This is a genomic window from Rhodococcus sp. LMD (assembly GCF_056108245.1).
In genome coordinates this window covers 3,026,932-3,042,821 of record NZ_CM148557.1, presented here as the reverse complement: position 1 = coordinate 3,042,821, position 15,890 = coordinate 3,026,932, and the positions used below count along the sequence as shown (strand labels likewise).

12 protein-coding genes are annotated in these 15,890 nt (G+C 70.9%); 11 read left to right on the top strand and 1 reads right to left on the bottom strand.

Annotation, left to right across the window (positions count from 1 at the left end; translation table 11 throughout):
* Positions 1–208: 208 nt before the first annotated feature.
* The 4 genes from ileS (at position 209) to ACWPQI_RS13915 (ending at position 5,552) form a co-directional block, all read left to right on the top strand.
* Positions 209–3,361: an isoleucine--tRNA ligase gene (gene ileS, locus ACWPQI_RS13930; RefSeq protein ID WP_102031186.1), complete on the top strand. Its 3,153-nt coding sequence runs from the start codon at positions 209–211 to the stop codon at positions 3,359–3,361.
* Positions 3,358–3,540 carry a hypothetical protein gene (locus ACWPQI_RS13925; protein ID WP_234575009.1) on the top strand — a complete coding sequence of 61 codons (183 nt, stop codon included), beginning with the start codon at positions 3,358–3,360 and terminating at the stop codon, positions 3,538–3,540. The genes ileS and ACWPQI_RS13925 overlap by 4 nt, the downstream gene beginning before the upstream one ends.
* Positions 3,541–3,568: 28 nt before the next feature.
* On the top strand, positions 3,569–4,912 hold the full coding sequence (locus ACWPQI_RS13920) for a DNA polymerase IV (protein ID WP_010594398.1): 1,344 nt from the start codon (positions 3,569–3,571) through the stop codon (positions 4,910–4,912).
* 142 nt (positions 4,913–5,054) lie between these two features.
* Entirely contained in the window at positions 5,055–5,552 is a 498-nt protein-coding gene (locus ACWPQI_RS13915; protein ID WP_026138151.1) for a WKL family lipoprotein, read from the top strand.
* Positions 5,553–5,616: 64 nt separating this feature from the next.
* On the opposite strand, the gene ACWPQI_RS13910 is transcribed toward ACWPQI_RS13915, so the two are convergent.
* The gene (locus tag ACWPQI_RS13910; RefSeq protein ID WP_372446869.1) at positions 5,617–6,561 is read right to left on the bottom strand and encodes a hypothetical protein; all 945 of its coding nucleotides are present in this window, start codon (positions 6,559–6,561) and stop codon (positions 5,617–5,619) included.
* 66 nt (positions 6,562–6,627) lie between these two features.
* Here ACWPQI_RS13910 and lspA point away from each other — a divergent pair, with 66 nt between their 5' ends.
* The 7 genes from lspA (at position 6,628) to dnaE (ending at position 15,868) form a co-directional block, all read left to right on the top strand.
* Positions 6,628–7,245, top strand: a complete 618-nt coding sequence (gene lspA, locus ACWPQI_RS13905; RefSeq protein ID WP_010594402.1) for a signal peptidase II — start codon at positions 6,628–6,630, stop codon at positions 7,243–7,245.
* Positions 7,246–7,259: 14 nt separating this feature from the next.
* A complete protein-coding gene (locus ACWPQI_RS13900; protein ID WP_017682382.1) occupies positions 7,260–8,168 on the top strand; it encodes an RluA family pseudouridine synthase in 909 nt (302 codons plus the stop codon).
* An 11-nt stretch (positions 8,169–8,179) separates the two neighbouring features.
* Positions 8,180–8,809, top strand: a complete 630-nt coding sequence (locus tag ACWPQI_RS13895) for a hypothetical protein (protein WP_082061290.1) — start codon at positions 8,180–8,182, stop codon at positions 8,807–8,809.
* A 46-nt stretch (positions 8,810–8,855) separates the two neighbouring features.
* Entirely contained in the window at positions 8,856–10,631 is a 1,776-nt protein-coding gene (locus ACWPQI_RS13890) for a DUF2207 domain-containing protein (RefSeq protein ID WP_342661216.1), read from the top strand.
* Between the two features lie 65 nt (positions 10,632–10,696).
* A complete protein-coding gene (locus ACWPQI_RS13885; RefSeq protein ID WP_119699845.1) occupies positions 10,697–11,260 on the top strand; it encodes a LemA family protein in 564 nt (187 codons plus the stop codon).
* 46 nt (positions 11,261–11,306) lie between these two features.
* Positions 11,307–12,230, top strand: coding sequence for an EamA family transporter RarD (rarD, locus tag ACWPQI_RS13880; protein WP_017682028.1), 924 nt, complete (start codon positions 11,307–11,309; stop codon positions 12,228–12,230).
* 101 nt (positions 12,231–12,331) lie between these two features.
* A complete protein-coding gene (gene dnaE, locus ACWPQI_RS13875; protein ID WP_010594408.1) occupies positions 12,332–15,868 on the top strand; it encodes a DNA polymerase III subunit alpha in 3,537 nt (1,178 codons plus the stop codon).
* Positions 15,869–15,890: the final 22 nt, after the last annotated feature.

The following is a 15,890-nucleotide window of genomic DNA, read 5'->3' as shown; positions in this document are numbered from 1 at the left end:
CACCGGGGAGCCTTCGGAAGAAAGGCCGTGCCGACCGGCACTGCTCAGTAGAACCGAACGGGTGGGCCCGTCACAGCCCGAACGAGAGGCCCGTCTCGCCGGCAGAGCCCGGAGAGACGGTGCAAGCGGGGTGGTACCGCGGTTGCCGGCGCACAGTGCGCGGTGATCGTCCCCGTGCCGGACACGTCTAGGCACGAGGAGTCACGCTGTGACGAAGAGCACCCCCGACACCCCGCAGGCCCCGGTCGCGTCGACCGGCAAGTACCCGCTCGTCGACTACGGGGTGGCCAAGGATTCGGGCGTCGATTTCCCCGAGCTCGAGGTCGAGGTCCTCGACGGGTGGACCAAGGACGACACCTTCCGCGCCTCGGTGTCGAACCGCGACGGCGCCGAGGAATTCGTCTTCTACGACGGCCCGCCCTTCGCGAACGGTCTGCCGCACTACGGCCACCTGCTCACCGGTTACGTCAAGGACCTGATCCCGCGCTTCCAGACGATGCGCGGGAAGAAGGTCGAGCGGCGCTTCGGCTGGGACTGTCACGGCCTGCCCGCCGAGCTCGAGGCGGAGAAGCAGCTCGGCATCACGGACAAGTCCCAGATCGACACGATGGGACTCGCCGAGTTCAACGCCTACTGCAAGACGTCGGTGCTGCGGTACACCGGGGAGTGGCGCGACTACGTCACCCGGCAGGCCCGCTGGGTGGACTTCGACAACGACTACAAGACCCTGGACCTGGACTTCATGGAGTCGGTCATGTGGGCCTTCAAGCGGCTCTACGACAAGGGCCTGATCTACCAGGGCTTCCGGGTGCTGCCCTACTCGTGGTACGAGCAGACCCCGCTGTCGAACCAGGAGACCCGGCTCGACGACGCGTACAAGATGCGCCAGGACCCGGCGGTGACCGTGGACATGGTGCTGCGCGCCCCCGGCTCCGAGCTCGACGGCGCGTGCGCGCTGATCTGGACCACCACGCCGTGGACCCTGCCGTCCAACCTCGCGATCGCGGTGCATCCCGACATCGAGTACGTCGGCGTGCGCGGCGCCGACGGCAAGACCTACGTGCTCGCGCAGGAGCGGGTCGGTCACTACGCGCGCGAACTCGGTGACGAACCCGAGGTGCTCGGCCGCTATTCCGGCGCCGACCTCGTGGGTCTGGCCTACGAGCCGCCGTTCGACTTCTTCGTGGGCCGCGAGAACGCCCACCGGATCATCGCCGCCGACTATGTCACCACCGACTCCGGCACCGGAATCGTGCACTTGGCACCGGCTTTCGGTGAAGAAGACATGGAGTACTGCCAGCGCAACGGCATCGAACTGGTGCAGCCGCTCGATCCGGGCGGGAAGTTCACCGCGATGGTCCCGCCCTACGAGGGGCTGCAGGTCTTCGACGCCAACCCGGTGATCATCAAGGACCTCAAGGCCGCCGGGAAGCTGTTGCGGCACGAGACGATCGAGCACTCCTACCCGCACTCGTGGCGGTCCGGGCAACCGCTGATCTACATGGCGGTGCCGTCGTGGTTCGTCGCCGTCACCCAGTTCCGGGACCGCATGGTGGAGTTGAACAAGCAGATCACCTGGGTGCCCGAGCACATCCGCGACGGACAGTTCGGCAAGTGGCTCGAAGGTGCCCGCGACTGGAACATCAGCCGGAACCGCTACTGGGGCAGCCCGATTCCGGTGTGGGTCTCGGACGACCCGGCCTACCCGCGGATCGACGTCTACGGCTCCCTCGACGAACTCGAACACGACTTCGGGGTGCGCCCGGCCGACCTGCACCGGCCGATGATCGACGAGCTGACCCGGCCCAACCCGGACGACCCGACCGGGACGTCGACGATGCGCCGCGTCCCCGAGGTGCTCGACTGCTGGTTCGAGTCGGGCTCGATGCCGTTCGCGCAGGTGCACTACCCGTTCGAGAATCAGGGGTGGTTCGACTCCCACTATCCGGGCGATTTCATCGTCGAGTACAACGGGCAGACCCGCGGCTGGTTCTACACCCTGCACGTGCTGGCCACCGCGCTGTTCGACCGGCCCGCCTTCAAGACCGTCGCGGCGCACGGCATCGTGCTCGGCGACGACGGGCTGAAGATGAGCAAGTCCAAGGGCAACTACCCCGATGTCAACGAGGTGTTCGCCCGCGACGGCTCCGATGCCATGCGCTGGTTCCTGATGTCCTCGCCCATCCTGCGCGGCGGCAACCTCGTCGTCACCGAGCAGGGCATCCGCGAGGGTGTCCGGCAGGCGCTGCTGCCGCTGTGGAACGCGTGGAGCTTCCTGCAGCTGTACGCGTCCGAGCCCGGCACCTGGCGCACCGACTCGCCGCACGTGCTCGACCGGTACATCCTGGCCAAGCTCGCTGCCACCCGCGACGCGATCACCGACGCCCTCGAGGTGGTCGACATCGCCGGGGCCTGCGACGAGCTGCGCACGTTCTGCGACGCCCTCACCAACTGGTACGTGCGCCGCTCCCGCAGCCGGTTCTGGGACGAGGACGCCGACGCGATCGACACCCTGCACACCGTGCTCGAGGTCGTCAGCCGCCTGGCGGCCCCGCTGCTGCCGCTGGTCACCGAGGTGATCTGGCGGGGCCTGACCGGCGGTCGCTCCGTGCATCTGGCGGACTGGCCGGCGGCCGGGGAGCTGCCGGCCGACCCGGCCCTGGTCGAGTCGATGGACGAGGTCCGCGCGGTGTGCTCGACGGTGCTCTCGCTGCGCAAGGCCCAGAAGCTGCGCGTGCGGCTGCCGCTCCCGCAGGTCACCGTGGCCGCCCCCGACGCCCACCGGCTGCAGCCGTTCGCCGATCTCGTCCAGGACGAGGTGAACGTGAAGTCGGTCGAGCTGACCGACGACGTCGATGCGCACGGGCGCTTCGAACTGGTCGTCAACGCCCGCGCCGCGGGGCCGCGCCTCGGCAAGGACGTGCAGACGGTCATCAAGGCGGTCAAGGCCGGGGACTGGTCGGAGGCGGACGACGGCACCGTCACCGCCGCCGGCATCGCCCTGCTGCCGGAGGAGTACACCACGCGCTTGGTGGCGGCGGAGCCGGAGTCCACGGCGGCGCTGCCCGGCGGCGCCGGCCTGGTGGTGCTGGACTCCACGGTCACCGAGGAGCTCGAGGCCGAGGGCTGGGCGAAGGACCGGATCCGCGAGCTGCAGGACGCGCGCCGCAACCTGGGCTTGGAGGTCTCGGACCGCATCGGCGTGGTGTTCGAGGTGCCGGCCGACCGCGCCGACTGGGCGATGCGGCACCGCGCGCTCATCGCCTCGGAGGTGCTGGCCACCAGCTTCGAACTGGCACCCGCCGGCGACGGGGCGCTCGAGCTCGGCGAAGGGGTGCGTGCGGCGATCGTCAAGGCATGAGCGTCCCGGTGACGCCGGCGCGTGGCGCGGCCACGGCGGTGACGCCGGCGCGTGGCGCGGCCACGGCGGTGACGCCGGCGCGTGGCGCGGCCACGGCGGTGACCCCGGCGCGTGGCGCGGCCACGGCGGTGACCCCGGCGCGTGGCGCGGCCACGGCGGTGACGCCGATGCGGGCGTGATGTCGGTGCGAGGGGCGAAGATTCGCGGGTGTCCGACGTGGTGACTCGCGGCGGTGGACGTTGGGTCCTGCACCTGGACCTCGACGCCTTCTTCGCCTCGGCCGAGCAACTGACCCGGCCGACCCTTCGGGGGCGACCGGTGCTCGTCGGCGGTCTCGGCGCGCGCGGCGTGGTCGCCGGGGCCAGCTACGAGGCTCGGGTCTTCGGGGCGCGGTCGGCGATGCCGATGAGCCGCGCGCGCCGGCTGGTGGGGCCCGCGGCGGTGGTGCTGCCGCCGCGGGGCGTGCTCTACCAGACCCTCAGTCACACCGTGTTCGAGGTGCTGCGCGAACAGATCCCCGTGCTCGAGACGCTGTCGCTCGACGAGGCGTTCGCCGAGCCCGCCGAACTCGCCGGCGCCGCGCACCGGGAGGTGGAAGGGTTCTGTGCGCGGCTGCGTGAACAGGTGCGGGACCGCACCGGTCTCGTCGCGTCCGTCGGCGCCGGCTCCGGCAAACAGATCGCCAAGATCGCCTCGGGCCTCGCCAAGCCCGACGGAGCGCTGGTCGTGCGGCCCGAGGAGGAGCTGACACTGCTGCACGGTCTGCCCGTGCGCAAGCTGTGGGGGATCGGTCCGGTGTCGGAGGAGCGGCTGCGCCGGCTGGGGATCGACACGATCGGGGACCTGGCGGCGCTGCCGGTCGCGGAGGCGGCGTCGATCCTGGGTGCGACGGTCGGTCCTGCGCTGCACCGGCTCGCCGGTGGGCACGACGATCGGCCGGTCCTCGAACGCGCCGACGCCAAGCAGGTCAGCGCCGAGACGACGTACCAGACCGACATCGTCACGCTCGCCGAGCTGCGACGCGCCGTCACCACCGCCGCCGACGCCGCGCACCGCCGGCTGCGGCGCGACGGTCGCGCCGCCCGGACCGTCGTGCTCAAGTTGCGCAAGGCCGACATGAGCATCCTCACCCGGTCGTCGACGTTGCCGTACGCCACCGAGGACGTGGCGACGCTCACGGCGGCGGCGCAGCGGCTCGTGCTCGATCCGCTCGAGATCGGCGCGATCCGCCTCGTCGGTGTCGGCCTCGCCGGGTTGTCCAGCATCCGGCAGGACTCGCTCTTTCCCGAGCTCGAGCAGGCCCCGGAGGGCACGGTGGAATCGTCGCCGCAGGTCCGGCCCGAGCGGGCCGCGCCGCCGGCGGGACCGCGGTGGCGTCCCGGCACGGACGTGCGGCATCCGGAATTCGGGCACGGCTGGGTGCAGGGCGCCGGACACGGCGTGGTGACGGTCCGCTTCGAGACCCGCTCGTCCGGACCGGGCCCAGCCCGCACCCTCGACGAGAACGATCCCGCCCTGTCCGAGGCCGATCCGCTCGCCGCACTCGGGTGAATGCGCGTGCCCCGCCGCTCTCAAAGTCTTCTTACTACCGCCGGGTACGCTTACGGGCGATCCGCTGTCCCGGTGGAGCATCCGCTGCTGGATGAACCGAGCACGGTATCCGTGCACGATCGAGAACGAGAAGGACGAGAACTTGAAGCTTCGCAAGATCACTGTCGCCACGGTGGCTGTGGCCGCCGCCCTCACGATGTCCGCCTGCAGCTCGGACGACGGAGGTAGCTCGACCTCGACCTCGGCGAAGACCACCACCAGCACCACGACGGCCGTCGCGCAGTACCCGCCGGTGCCGACCGTCGAGGATCTCAACGCCATGCTGGCCAAGGCGTTCGACGAGACCGTCCCGGCCGAGGAGAAGGTGAACCTCGTGCAGGGCGCCGAGCAGGATCCGGCACTGATCGACCAGGTCGCCGCCGCCGCTGAGCAGGCCGGCGCGCAGATCACCGTCCTGGACGTCAACGACAACCAGAACGGCACGGTCACCGCCGGAATCGAGACCCTGCTGGCCGGTGCGCAGCAGCCCGCCGTCGGCACCGTCGACTTCGTCGCCGAGGACGGCGTGTGGAAGCTGTCGAAGAACAACGCCTGCGCCATCGTCGCGACCGCTCAGCTGCAGTCGCCCGCCTGCGCCTGACGAAGACCGACGCGGCGGCCGGGGCGGAGATTCCGCCCCGGCCGCCGTCACGTCCGGCGGGCGCTCAGGACTGCCAGCGCACCCGGTCCACCAGGGTCTGTGCCAGGCGCGTGGTGCCCGCGGGATCGCTGTAGGCCTGTTCACCGCCGACAGTCAGATCCCCGGCGATCGGGAGCGGCCGGCCCAGGTCGATCGTCATCGTGCCCTCGCCTGTCATCTCGTACCGGTCGATGTTCAACTGGCCGGACCCGTTCGGCAGAGCCCAGGTGGACTCCCGTGGGGTCTGCGTGATGCGCAACTGCACGGTCAGCCGGTCGCCGTCCCGTTCGAGCAGGCTCGCGGTGGCGACCTGATCGAGCGCCATCCCGCTCATCACCTGCTGGTGGATCTCCCACACGGCACCCACGCCGATCTCGTCCTCGGGGAACGACACCATCCGGTACACGGCCTGGTAGAAGGCCTGTTCGATGGCCGAGCGGGCGATGTCCGCGGAGTCCGGGGTGGGGTCGAGCCGCAGCGCGCTCACCGCCCCGGACGGCGACATCGTCAGCCCCGCCTCGGATCCCTCGGCGGGACCGAGCGCCGCGGCGAGGGCCGCGTCCGGGGATGTCGCATCCGCGATCCGCAGGTCCACGAGGCTGCTCGGCGCGGTGTCCGACACGGCTTCGCCCACGGTTGCGGTGAGCGGCAACGTCAGTTCGGGGGTGGAGAAATCCTGCTCCGGCTGATCACCGATCGACTGGAAGACCTGCGAGGACGTCGTGAGCGCCACCTGCTGGGTTGTGCCGGCGGGCGGGGTGAGACGGATCCGGCTGCGCGGCTCGGCCCCCGGGTCCAGGACCACCGCGGTGACCGCGGCGACGGGCACCGTGACCTCCGTCGAGGTCGCCGTCGAGGCAGGGGCCGCGCCGTCGGCGGAGTTGCCACACCCGGCGAGAAGGGTGGTCAGGGACAGGGCCACACCGAGGGAGCGGGCCCTCGGGCGGGCGAATCTGGGCAGCACAGGCACGCACCCCAGGGTAGCCACGGCGGGCGGGGTGGCCGTCGTGCTCCTCCGATGGGGGATGATGACAAGGTGACCGACGACCCCACCGAGCACGATGCCCACCCCGACACCGTCGCGGAACCGAGTGCGTCGGCGCCGGCCGACTCCCCGGGGAAGGATGCGCCCGCGCCGGTCCGGCGACTGCGTGCGCTGCTCGCCCTCGCCGCGGTGGTCTTCGGCCTCGATCTGCTCACGAAGATCCTCGCGGTCCACTACATCGACCCGGCCGACCCGATCTCCGTCGTCGGGGACACGGTGACGTTGACGCTGGTGCGCAACCCGGGTGCCGCCTTCTCCATGGCGACCGGTATGACGTGGCTGCTGACCCTCGTCGCGGTCGCCGTCGTGGTGGGTGTGGTCCGGATCGGCCGCACGTTGCGGTCGGGGTGGTGGGCCCTGGGACTCGGACTCGTCCTCGGCGGAGCGCTGGGTAATCTGGTCGACCGGATCTTCCGGTCCCCGGGCCCGCTGCAGGGGCACGTCGTCGACTTCGTGTCCGTCGGCTGGTGGCCGGTGTTCAACGTCGCCGATTCCGCCATCGTCTGCGGCGCGATCCTGCTCGTCGCGCTGACCGTCTTCGGCATCGAACCGGACGGCTCACGCAAGACCGACTCCGCCCGCAGCAGCAGAAAGGAAGCACACCAGTGAGAGAAACCCGGGCGATGCCCGTCCCCGACGGGCTCGACGGGATGCGGGTCGACACGGGCCTGGCACGGCTGCTCGGCCTGTCGCGCACGGCGATCGCCGCCCTGACCGAGGAGGGTGCCGTCCTCGTCGACGGCGCCGCCGCGGGAAAGTCGGACCGGCTGTCCGCCGGTTCGTGGCTCGAGGTGGAACTGCCCGAGCCGCCGCGGCCGCTGACCATCGAGGCGACCCCGGTCGAGGGCATGGAGATCCTCTACGCGGACGACGACATCGTCGCGGTGGACAAGCCCGTGGGCGTCGCGGCGCACGCGAGCGTCGGCTGGACCGGACCGACCGTGATCGGCGGCCTGGCCGCAGCCGGGTTCCGGATCTCCACCTCCGGCGCCCACGAACGGCAGGGCATCGTCCACCGGCTCGACGTGGGAACCTCCGGAGTGATGGTCGTCGCGACGTCCGAGCGTGCCTACACGGTGCTCAAGCGGGCCTTCAAGCAGCGCACCATCGACAAGCGCTACCACGCCCTCGTGCAGGGACACCCCGATCCGAGCAGCGGCACGATCGACGCGCCGATCGGCCGGCACCGCAGCAGCGACTGGAAGTTCGCCGTCACCGCCGACGGCAAGCCCAGCATCACCCACTACGACACCGTGGAGGCGTTCCAGGCCGCGAGCCTGCTCGACATCCACCTCGAGACCGGCCGCACCCACCAGATCCGCGTGCACTTCTCGGCGCTGCGCCACCCCTGCTGCGGGGATCTGACCTACGGCGCCGACCCGCGCCTGGCGGAGCGGCTCGGTCTCGAACGCCAGTGGCTGCACGCCCGCTCTCTCGGGTTCGCGCACCCGGCCGACGGACGCTGGGTCGAGATCACCAGCAAGTACCCGGCCGACCTCGAGCACGCGCTCGCCGTGCTGCGCAGCGCCTGACCGTGCGGCGCGTGTCCCTGCCCTGGGCGGCGACGGCGGCACTGCTGCTGGCGGTGCTCGCGGCCGGACTGCTCACCCCGCCCCGGCCGGCGACGGTGCGCACCGACACGCTCGGTCCGGACCACGGCGAGGCGGTCGCCGGCTACCTCGCGCGCGCCCAGGCGAGCGTCGAGTCCGCCACCGGCGAACCGCGGTGGGCACTGGTCTCCTTCACTGCGCCGGTGCCGGTCGAGCAGGCGGCGGCGCTGCCGGGAGACCCCCGCATCGCGCAGGTGCTGTTCCGCGTCCCGATCGAGCGGGTGCAGACCCCGCTGGTCGCGGTCGACGTGCCCGAGCACCCGGAGGCGCTGCGGCGTGCGCCTGCCGTCGCGGCGGGCCGACTGCGCCAGGCGGCCGGCGCCGACCGGGCCGCGCGTGTCGCCGCGGTCTCGGCCGATCGCCTCGCGGACGGGTGCGCCTGCGTCGTCGGCGTCGTGGTGCGCGTCGCGCCGGCGGCGGCGACCGAGCTCGCCGCCGCCCCCGGCGTCCGCGCCGTCGAACTGCTGCCGCCGGACGCCGTCGCGGGGGCGTTCTCGGTGAACCCGCTGCTGCCCGAGCACGTCGACGTCGTCGCTCCGGGACCGGACGACGGCGAGCCCTGAGCCCGGTCGGCGGGACAGGCGCGTCGCCACTGGGTACGGTGACGCCGTGGCACGGGTTCTGGGGTACCTCGTGGTGGCGCTGCTCGCCGCGGCCGGTCTGCTGTGGCCGCTGCTCGCCGGGCTCGACACCGGCGAGGCCTCCGAGGCGGCGGATCCGGCGCGGATCACGAACTACAGCGTCGACTACGCCGTCGACGCCGACGGCGGCCTCACCGCCACCGAAACCGTCACGGTCGACTTTCCGGCCGACCGGCACGGCATCTTCCGGTACTGGGACGTCACCACGGGCGCCGACCCGCACGTGCGCCACATCCCCGAGATCGTCTCCGTCGAACGTGACGGCGAGCCCGAGCCGTACGAGACGAGCTGGGAGCAGGGCCGCCGACTCGTCGTCGCGAAGATCGGCGACCCCGACGTGTACCTGGAGCCGGGCACCCACACCTATCGCCTCGCGTACACCACGGAGGGGGTCCTCGACCCGCCGGGCGCGGCCGCCGGCACGTTCGACACGGCCGCCGGGACGGCGGCCCCGGTCGGATCGGTCTTCCACTGGAGCGTGGTACCCGGCGGGTGGGAGATGGCCGTCGACCGTGCCGACATCACGGTGCGGCTGCCCGCGGCGTCGGGCGTGGTCGAATGTGCGGCGCCGGGGGCGACCTGCGTCCTCGGCGGGGCCGGCACCGACACCGTGTCCGTCGGCGTGACCGGGCTCGCACCCCGCACCGCGGTGAACGTGCGCATCGGGCTCGGGCTCGACGCCCCGGCCCGGAGCACGGTGCCCTGGTCGGTCGCCTGGGATCCGATCGTCGGCCGGTCGGCGCCGATCGTGGCCCTGGTCGCGGCGTCGAGTCTCCTCGCGTTCGCCGCCGCCGCACGATGGGCCTGGACGGCCCGCGAACCCGAGCCGGGGTTGCCGGTGCTGTACGCGCCGCCGGACGGTTTCGGACCGGTGCAGACCGTCTACGTCGCCTCCGAACGCCCCGGACCTGCACCGCTCGCGGCCACGCTGCTGTACGCCGCAGAGGAGGGGCTGGTCGAGTTGCGTCCCGCCGGGACCGGCAAGAAGTCGGACGTGTGGGAGGTCCGGGGCGTCGCCTCCGCGGACACGTGGGCGGCGACCGATCCGGTGACCCGGGCGGTCGGCGACGCGCTGCAGATCTCGTACCCGGGGGCGGTGCTGCGGGCCGACGGCTCGAAGTCGGCGGGGGAACGGCTGTCGAAGGCGACGACGGAGCTGGCGTCCCAGTGCCGGATCTGGGCCCGCAACGAGGGTCTGGTGGCCCCGTCCACGCGCGAGCGCCTCGGTAAGGCGGCGGTGGTGCTGGCGCTGGTGCTCGCGGTGGCCGGGTTCGCCGTGCCGGTGTGGCCGAGCATGTGGGGCCTGCCGGCGGCGGCGTTCGTGTTCGGGGGCTGGGAACTGCTGCGCCCGGAGGCGGGGACCCGGCGCACCGCGAAGGGCCGCGAGCTGTGGTCGCGTGCCGGCGGGTTCCGGCGCATGCTCGTGACCCCGTCGAGCGAGGACCGCTACCGGTTCTCGGCGGAACAGGACCTCTACACCCGCTACATTCCGCACGCGGTCGCCTTCGGCGTGGCCGAGAAGTGGGCGGAGAAGTACCGCACGGTCACCGGGGCGGAGCCACCGGTGCCGGCGTGGTACCCGTATCCGGTCGGAGTGCACGGATTCGCTTCCGGGGCAGGAGGATTCGACAGTTTCGAGTCGGCCCTGTCGTCGTCGATCGGCGCGTACACCGCGTCCCAGTCCTCGTCGTCGGGCGGTGGCGGCGGCGGCGGTGGTGGCGGCGGGGGCGGCGGCTCCTGGTGACCGAGTGGTGAACGAGGCACCGGCGCGCCCGCACCGGTGCCGGGCAGCGGAAGGAGGGCGGTCCCATGGTGACCGCAGTCGTGATCGTCGTCGTGCTGGTGGTGGTGCTCGTCGCCGTGTTCGTGGTCGGGTTCAACCGGCTGCGCCGCGCCGACGTGCTGGCCCAGGAGGCCCTGGGCGGCATCGACGTGCAACTGAGCCGGCGCGCCGACCTGGTGCCGAATCTCGTGTCGACGGTGCGAGGCTACGCGGCGCACGAGAAGAGCGTGTTCGAGGAGGTCACCGCCGCGCGCACCGCCGCGTCGCGGGCCGCCTCCGGCGGCACGGTGGCGGAGAAGGCCCAGGCCGACGCGCGCCTCGAGAAGGCGATGTTCGACGTGCTCGCCGTCGCCGAGAACTACCCGGACCTCAAGGCCTCGGCCAACTTCCTGGACCTGCAGCGTCAGCTGGGGGAGACCGAGGACCAGCTCGCCTTCGCCCGCCAGTACTACAACGACGCCGCAGGCCGGCTCAACACGTCGCTGAAGACCATCCCGTGGATGTTCTTCGCAGGGCCGGCAGGGGTGCGCGAGCGCGAGTTCTACACCGCCCCGGCGGGCACGGAACTGCCGCCGACCGTGTCGTTCTGATCGCCCCGGCGCGCTCCGGAGCATCCGCCCGCCCTACCGTTGACTGGTGAGCAGCACCGCATCCCGCCCCGACACCGGCATCCTGTTCGGACTCGGCGCCTACCTGACGTGGGGGATGTTCCCCGCGTTCTTCGGCCTGCTCGAACCCGCCGGAGCCGTGGAGATCCTCGCCCACCGGGTGCTGTGGACGCTGCTGGCGATGCTGCTGCTGCTCGCCGTCCTCGGCCGGCTCGGCTCGCTGCGGGGACTGGGGGTGCGGGTGTGGGCGCTGGTCGCGGCGGCCTCCGCGGCCATCGCCGTCAACTGGGGCACCTACATCTACGGCGTGGTCTCGGGTCGGGTGGTCGAAACCGCACTGGGCTACTTCGTCAACCCGCTGGTCAGCGTGCTGTTCGGGGTGCTGTTCTTCCGGGAGCGGCTGCGCCGCGCGCAGATCGCGGCGCTGCTCGTGGCGACCGCCGCGGTGGCGGTGATCACCGTGGACTACGGGCGGCCGCCGATCATCGCGCTCACCCTCGCGTTCTCGTTCGCCCTGTACGGGGTGATCAAGAAGATCGTGCCGCTCGACCCGCGCACCTCGCTGACGGGGGAGGGCGTCGTCGCCGTGCCCTTCGCGGCGGGCTACCTGATCTTCCTCGCCGTCACCGGCACCGGCACGTTCCTCGGTCACGGCGCCGGGCACTCGCTGCTGCTCGTGTCGGCCGGGCTCGTCACGGCGCTGCCCCTGCTGCTGTTCGGTGCGGCCGCCCAGCGGGTTCCCCTGGTCACCCTCGGCATGCTGCAGTACCTGACGCCGAGCCTGCAGATGGCGTGGGGTGTGCTGGTCCTGCACGAGGACATGCCCGCCTCCCGCTGGATCGGGTTCGGGCTGATCTGGATCGCGCTCGCGATCTTCACCGCCGACGCCGTGGCCCGGGGTCGTCGGGCTCGCGGGACGCTCGAGCCAGTCCCCTCGAGTGCACCGCAGTAACACCGGTCACGACACGCCGTCCGGGCCGGTGTGGCGGTCCGATCCCGTCGCCGCGGGGGCCTACACTCGGGATGCTCACAGACCTTCCGGGAGAGGCACGCGTGGCTGACTCGTTCGTTCATCTGCACAACCACACCGAGTATTCGATGCTCGACGGAGCCGCGAAGGTCGGTCCCCTGTTCAAGGAGGCCGAGCGGCTGGGGATGACGGCGGTCGGGATGACCGACCACGGGAACATGTACGGCGCCAGCGAGTTCTACAACGTCGCCGAGAAGCAGGGCATCAAGCCGATCATCGGCATCGAGGCCTACATCGCGCCCGAGTCGCGGTTCAGCACCAAGCGCGTGCAGTGGGGCGACCCGAGCCAGAAATCCGACGACGTCTCCGGCTCGGGCTCGTACACGCACATGACGATGGTCGCCGAGAACGCCACCGGGCTGCGCAACCTGTTCAAGCTGTCGTCGCTCGCGTCGATCGAGGGGCAGCTCGGCAAGTGGGCCCGCATGGACGAGGATCTCATCGCCCACCACGCCGAGGGCATCATCGCCACCACCGGTTGCCCGTCCGGGGAGATCCAGACCAGGCTGCGTCTGGGCCACGAGCGCGAAGCGCTCGAGGCGGCCGCGAAGTGGCAGGAGATCTGGGGCAAGGACAACTTCTTCCTCGAACTCATGGACCACGGCCTGTCCATCGAGCGTCGGGTCCGTGAGGGCCTGCTCGACATCGGCCGCAAGCTCGACATCCCGCCGCTGGCGACCAACGACTGCCACTACGTCACCAAGGACGCCGCCGAGAACCACGAGGCGCTGCTGTGCATCCAGACCGGCAAGACGCTCTCGGATCCGACCCGCTTCAAGTTCGACGGTGACGGCTACTACCTGAAGTCCGCCGCGGAGATGCGGGCGCTGTGGGACGACGAGGTGCCGGGCGCGTGCGACAACACGCTCCTGATCGCCGAGCGGGTCCAGCCCTACAAGGAGGTGTGGACCCACCGGGACCGGATGCCGATCTTCCCCGTCCCCGAGGGGCACACGCAGGCGACGTGGCTGCGCGAGGAGGTTCTGCGCGGGCTCGACCGGCGATTCCCGGACGGCGTGCCGCAGGAGTACCTCACCCGCGCCGAGTACGAGATCGGCGTCATCAACGAGATGGGCTTCCCCGCCTACTTCCTCGTCGTCGGTGACCTGATCAGCCACGCTCGCGAGGTCGGCATCCGCGTCGGCCCCGGCCGCGGTTCGGCCGCGGGCTCCCTCGTCGCCTACGCGATGGGCATCACGAACATCGACCCGATCCCGCACGGTCTGCTGTTCGAGCGGTTCCTCAACCCCGAGCGCGTGTCCATGCCCGACATCGACATCGACTTCGACGATCGCCGCCGCGGTGAGATGGTGCGCTACGCCACCGACCGGTGGGGGGCCGACCGCGTGGCCCAGGTGATCACGTTCGGCACCATCAAGACCAAGGCCGCGATCAAGGATTCGGCCCGCGTGCAGTTCGGCCAGCCCGGATTCGCCATCGCCGATCAGATCACCAAGGCGCTGCCGCCGCCGATCATGGCCAAGGACATCCCGGTCTCGGGCATCACCGATCCGAACCACGAGCGGTACAAGGAGGCCGCCGAGGTCCGGGCGCTGATCGAATCCAACCCGGACGTGAAGAAGATCTACGACACCGCGCTCGGCCTCGAGGGCCTGATCCGCAACGCGGGCGTCCACGCGTGCGCGGTGATCATGTCCTCCGAACCGCTGATGGATGCCATCCCGCTGTGGAAGCGGGCGCAGGACGGCGCGATCATCACCGGTTGGGACTACCCGTCGTGCGAGGCCATCGGCCTGCTGAAGATGGACTTCCTCGGTCTGCGCAACCTCACCGTCATCGGCGACGCGATCGAGAACATCAAGAACAACCGCGGCATCGACCTCGACCTCGACACGTTGCCGCTCGAGGATCCGCCCACGTACGAGCTACTGGCCCGCGGCGACACCCTCGGCGTGTTCCAGCTCGACGGCAGCGCGATGCGGGATCTGCTGCGCCGCATGCAGCCGACCGGGTTCGAGGACATCGTCGCCGTGCTCGCGCTGTACCGGCCCGGACCGATGGGCATGAACGCCCACAACGACTACGCCGACCGCAAGAACGGCCGGCAAGAGGTCAAGCCGATCCACCCCGAGCTCGAGGAACCGCTGAAGGACATCCTCGCCGACACCTACGGTCTGATCGTCTACCAGGAGCAGATCATGCAGATCGCTCAGAAGGTGGCCGGTTACTCGCTCGGACGAGCCGACATCCTGCGCCGCGCGATGGGCAAGAAGAAGGCCGAGGTCCTCGCCGCCGAGTTCGAGGGCTTCGAGGAGGGCATGCTCGCCAACGGTTTCTCCAAGCCGGCGATCAAGGCCCTGTGGGACACGATCCTGCCCTTCGCCGGGTACGCGTTCAACAAGTCGCATGCCGCCGGGTACGGCCTGGTCTCCTTCTGGACGGCCTACCTCAAGGCCAACTACCCGGCCGAGTACATGGCGGGCCTGCTCACGTCGGTCGGCGACGACAAGGACAAGGCCGCGGTCTACCTGTCCGACTGCCGCAAGATGGGGATCACGGTGCTGCCGCCGGACGTCAACGAGTCGCGGGTGGACTTCGCGTCGGTGGGGGAGGACATCCGATTCGGCCTCGGCGCGGTCCGCAACGTCGGCTCCAACGTCGTCGCGTCCATCATCCGCGCGCGGGAGGAGAAGGGCCGGTTCACCGACTTCTCCGACTACCTCAACAAGATCGACGCTCTCGCCTGCTCGAAGAAGGTCACCGAGTCGCTGATCAAGGCCGGCGGCTTCGACTCGCTCGGCCATCCCCGCAAGGGCCTGATGCTCGTGCACGCCGACGCGATCGACGCGGTGATGGGCACCAAGAAGGCCGAGGCGATCGGGCAGTTCGACCTGTTCGGCGGCGCGGATGCCGACGAGTCGGTGACCTCGGTGTTCAACGTGAAGATCCCCGAGGAGGAATGGGACACCAAGCACAAGCTCGCCCTCGAGCGGGAGATGCTGGGACTGTACGTGTCCGGGCATCCGCTCAACGGCGTCGAGCACGTCCTCGCCCAGCAGGCCGACACCGCGATCCCGACCATCCTCGAAGGCGCGATCAAGGACGGCGCCCAGGTCACCGTGGGCGGCATCCTGGCCTCGGTGAACCGCCGCATCAACAAGAACGGCCTGACATGGGCGTCCGCTCAGCTCGAGGACCTCGCCGGCGGGATCGAGGTGCTGTTCTTCCCGCAGTCCTACTCCGTGTACGGCATGGACGTCGTCGAGGACTCCGTGGTGCTGGTCAAGGCCCGGGTGTCGGTCCGCGACGACCGGATCTCGTTGATCGCCAACGATCTTGCCGTGCCCGACCTGTCTCAGGTGGGGGTGGCCAAGCCGCTGTCGGTGTCGATGCCCACCCGGTTGTGCACCCCTGACAAGGTGGGTGCGCTCAAGAGCGTGCTCACCCGCCACCCGGGTACCTCGGATGTGCACGTGCGGTTGATCTCCGGCAGCAAGGTGACCGTGCTGAAGGTGGACGACAGCCTGCGGGTCGAGCCCTCGTCTGCGCTGATGGGGGATCTCAAAGCCCTGCTCGGGCCGGCCTGCCTGGCGACGTGACCGGCTCCCGGGACGGGGGCGG

Bases quoted from the DNA above. Each gene is read 5' to 3' on its own strand.
- ACWPQI_RS13900 (WP_017682382.1), top strand. From the start codon at position 7,260: ATGCCCGTCCCCGACGGGCTCGACGGGATGCGGGTCGACACGGGCCTG.
- ACWPQI_RS13885 (WP_119699845.1), top strand. From the start codon at position 10,697: ATGGTGACCGCAGTCGTGATCGTCGTCGTGCTGGTGGTGGTGCTCGTC.
- ACWPQI_RS13925 (WP_234575009.1), top strand. From the start codon at position 3,358: ATGAGCGTCCCGGTGACGCCGGCGCGTGGCGCGGCCACGGCGGTGACG.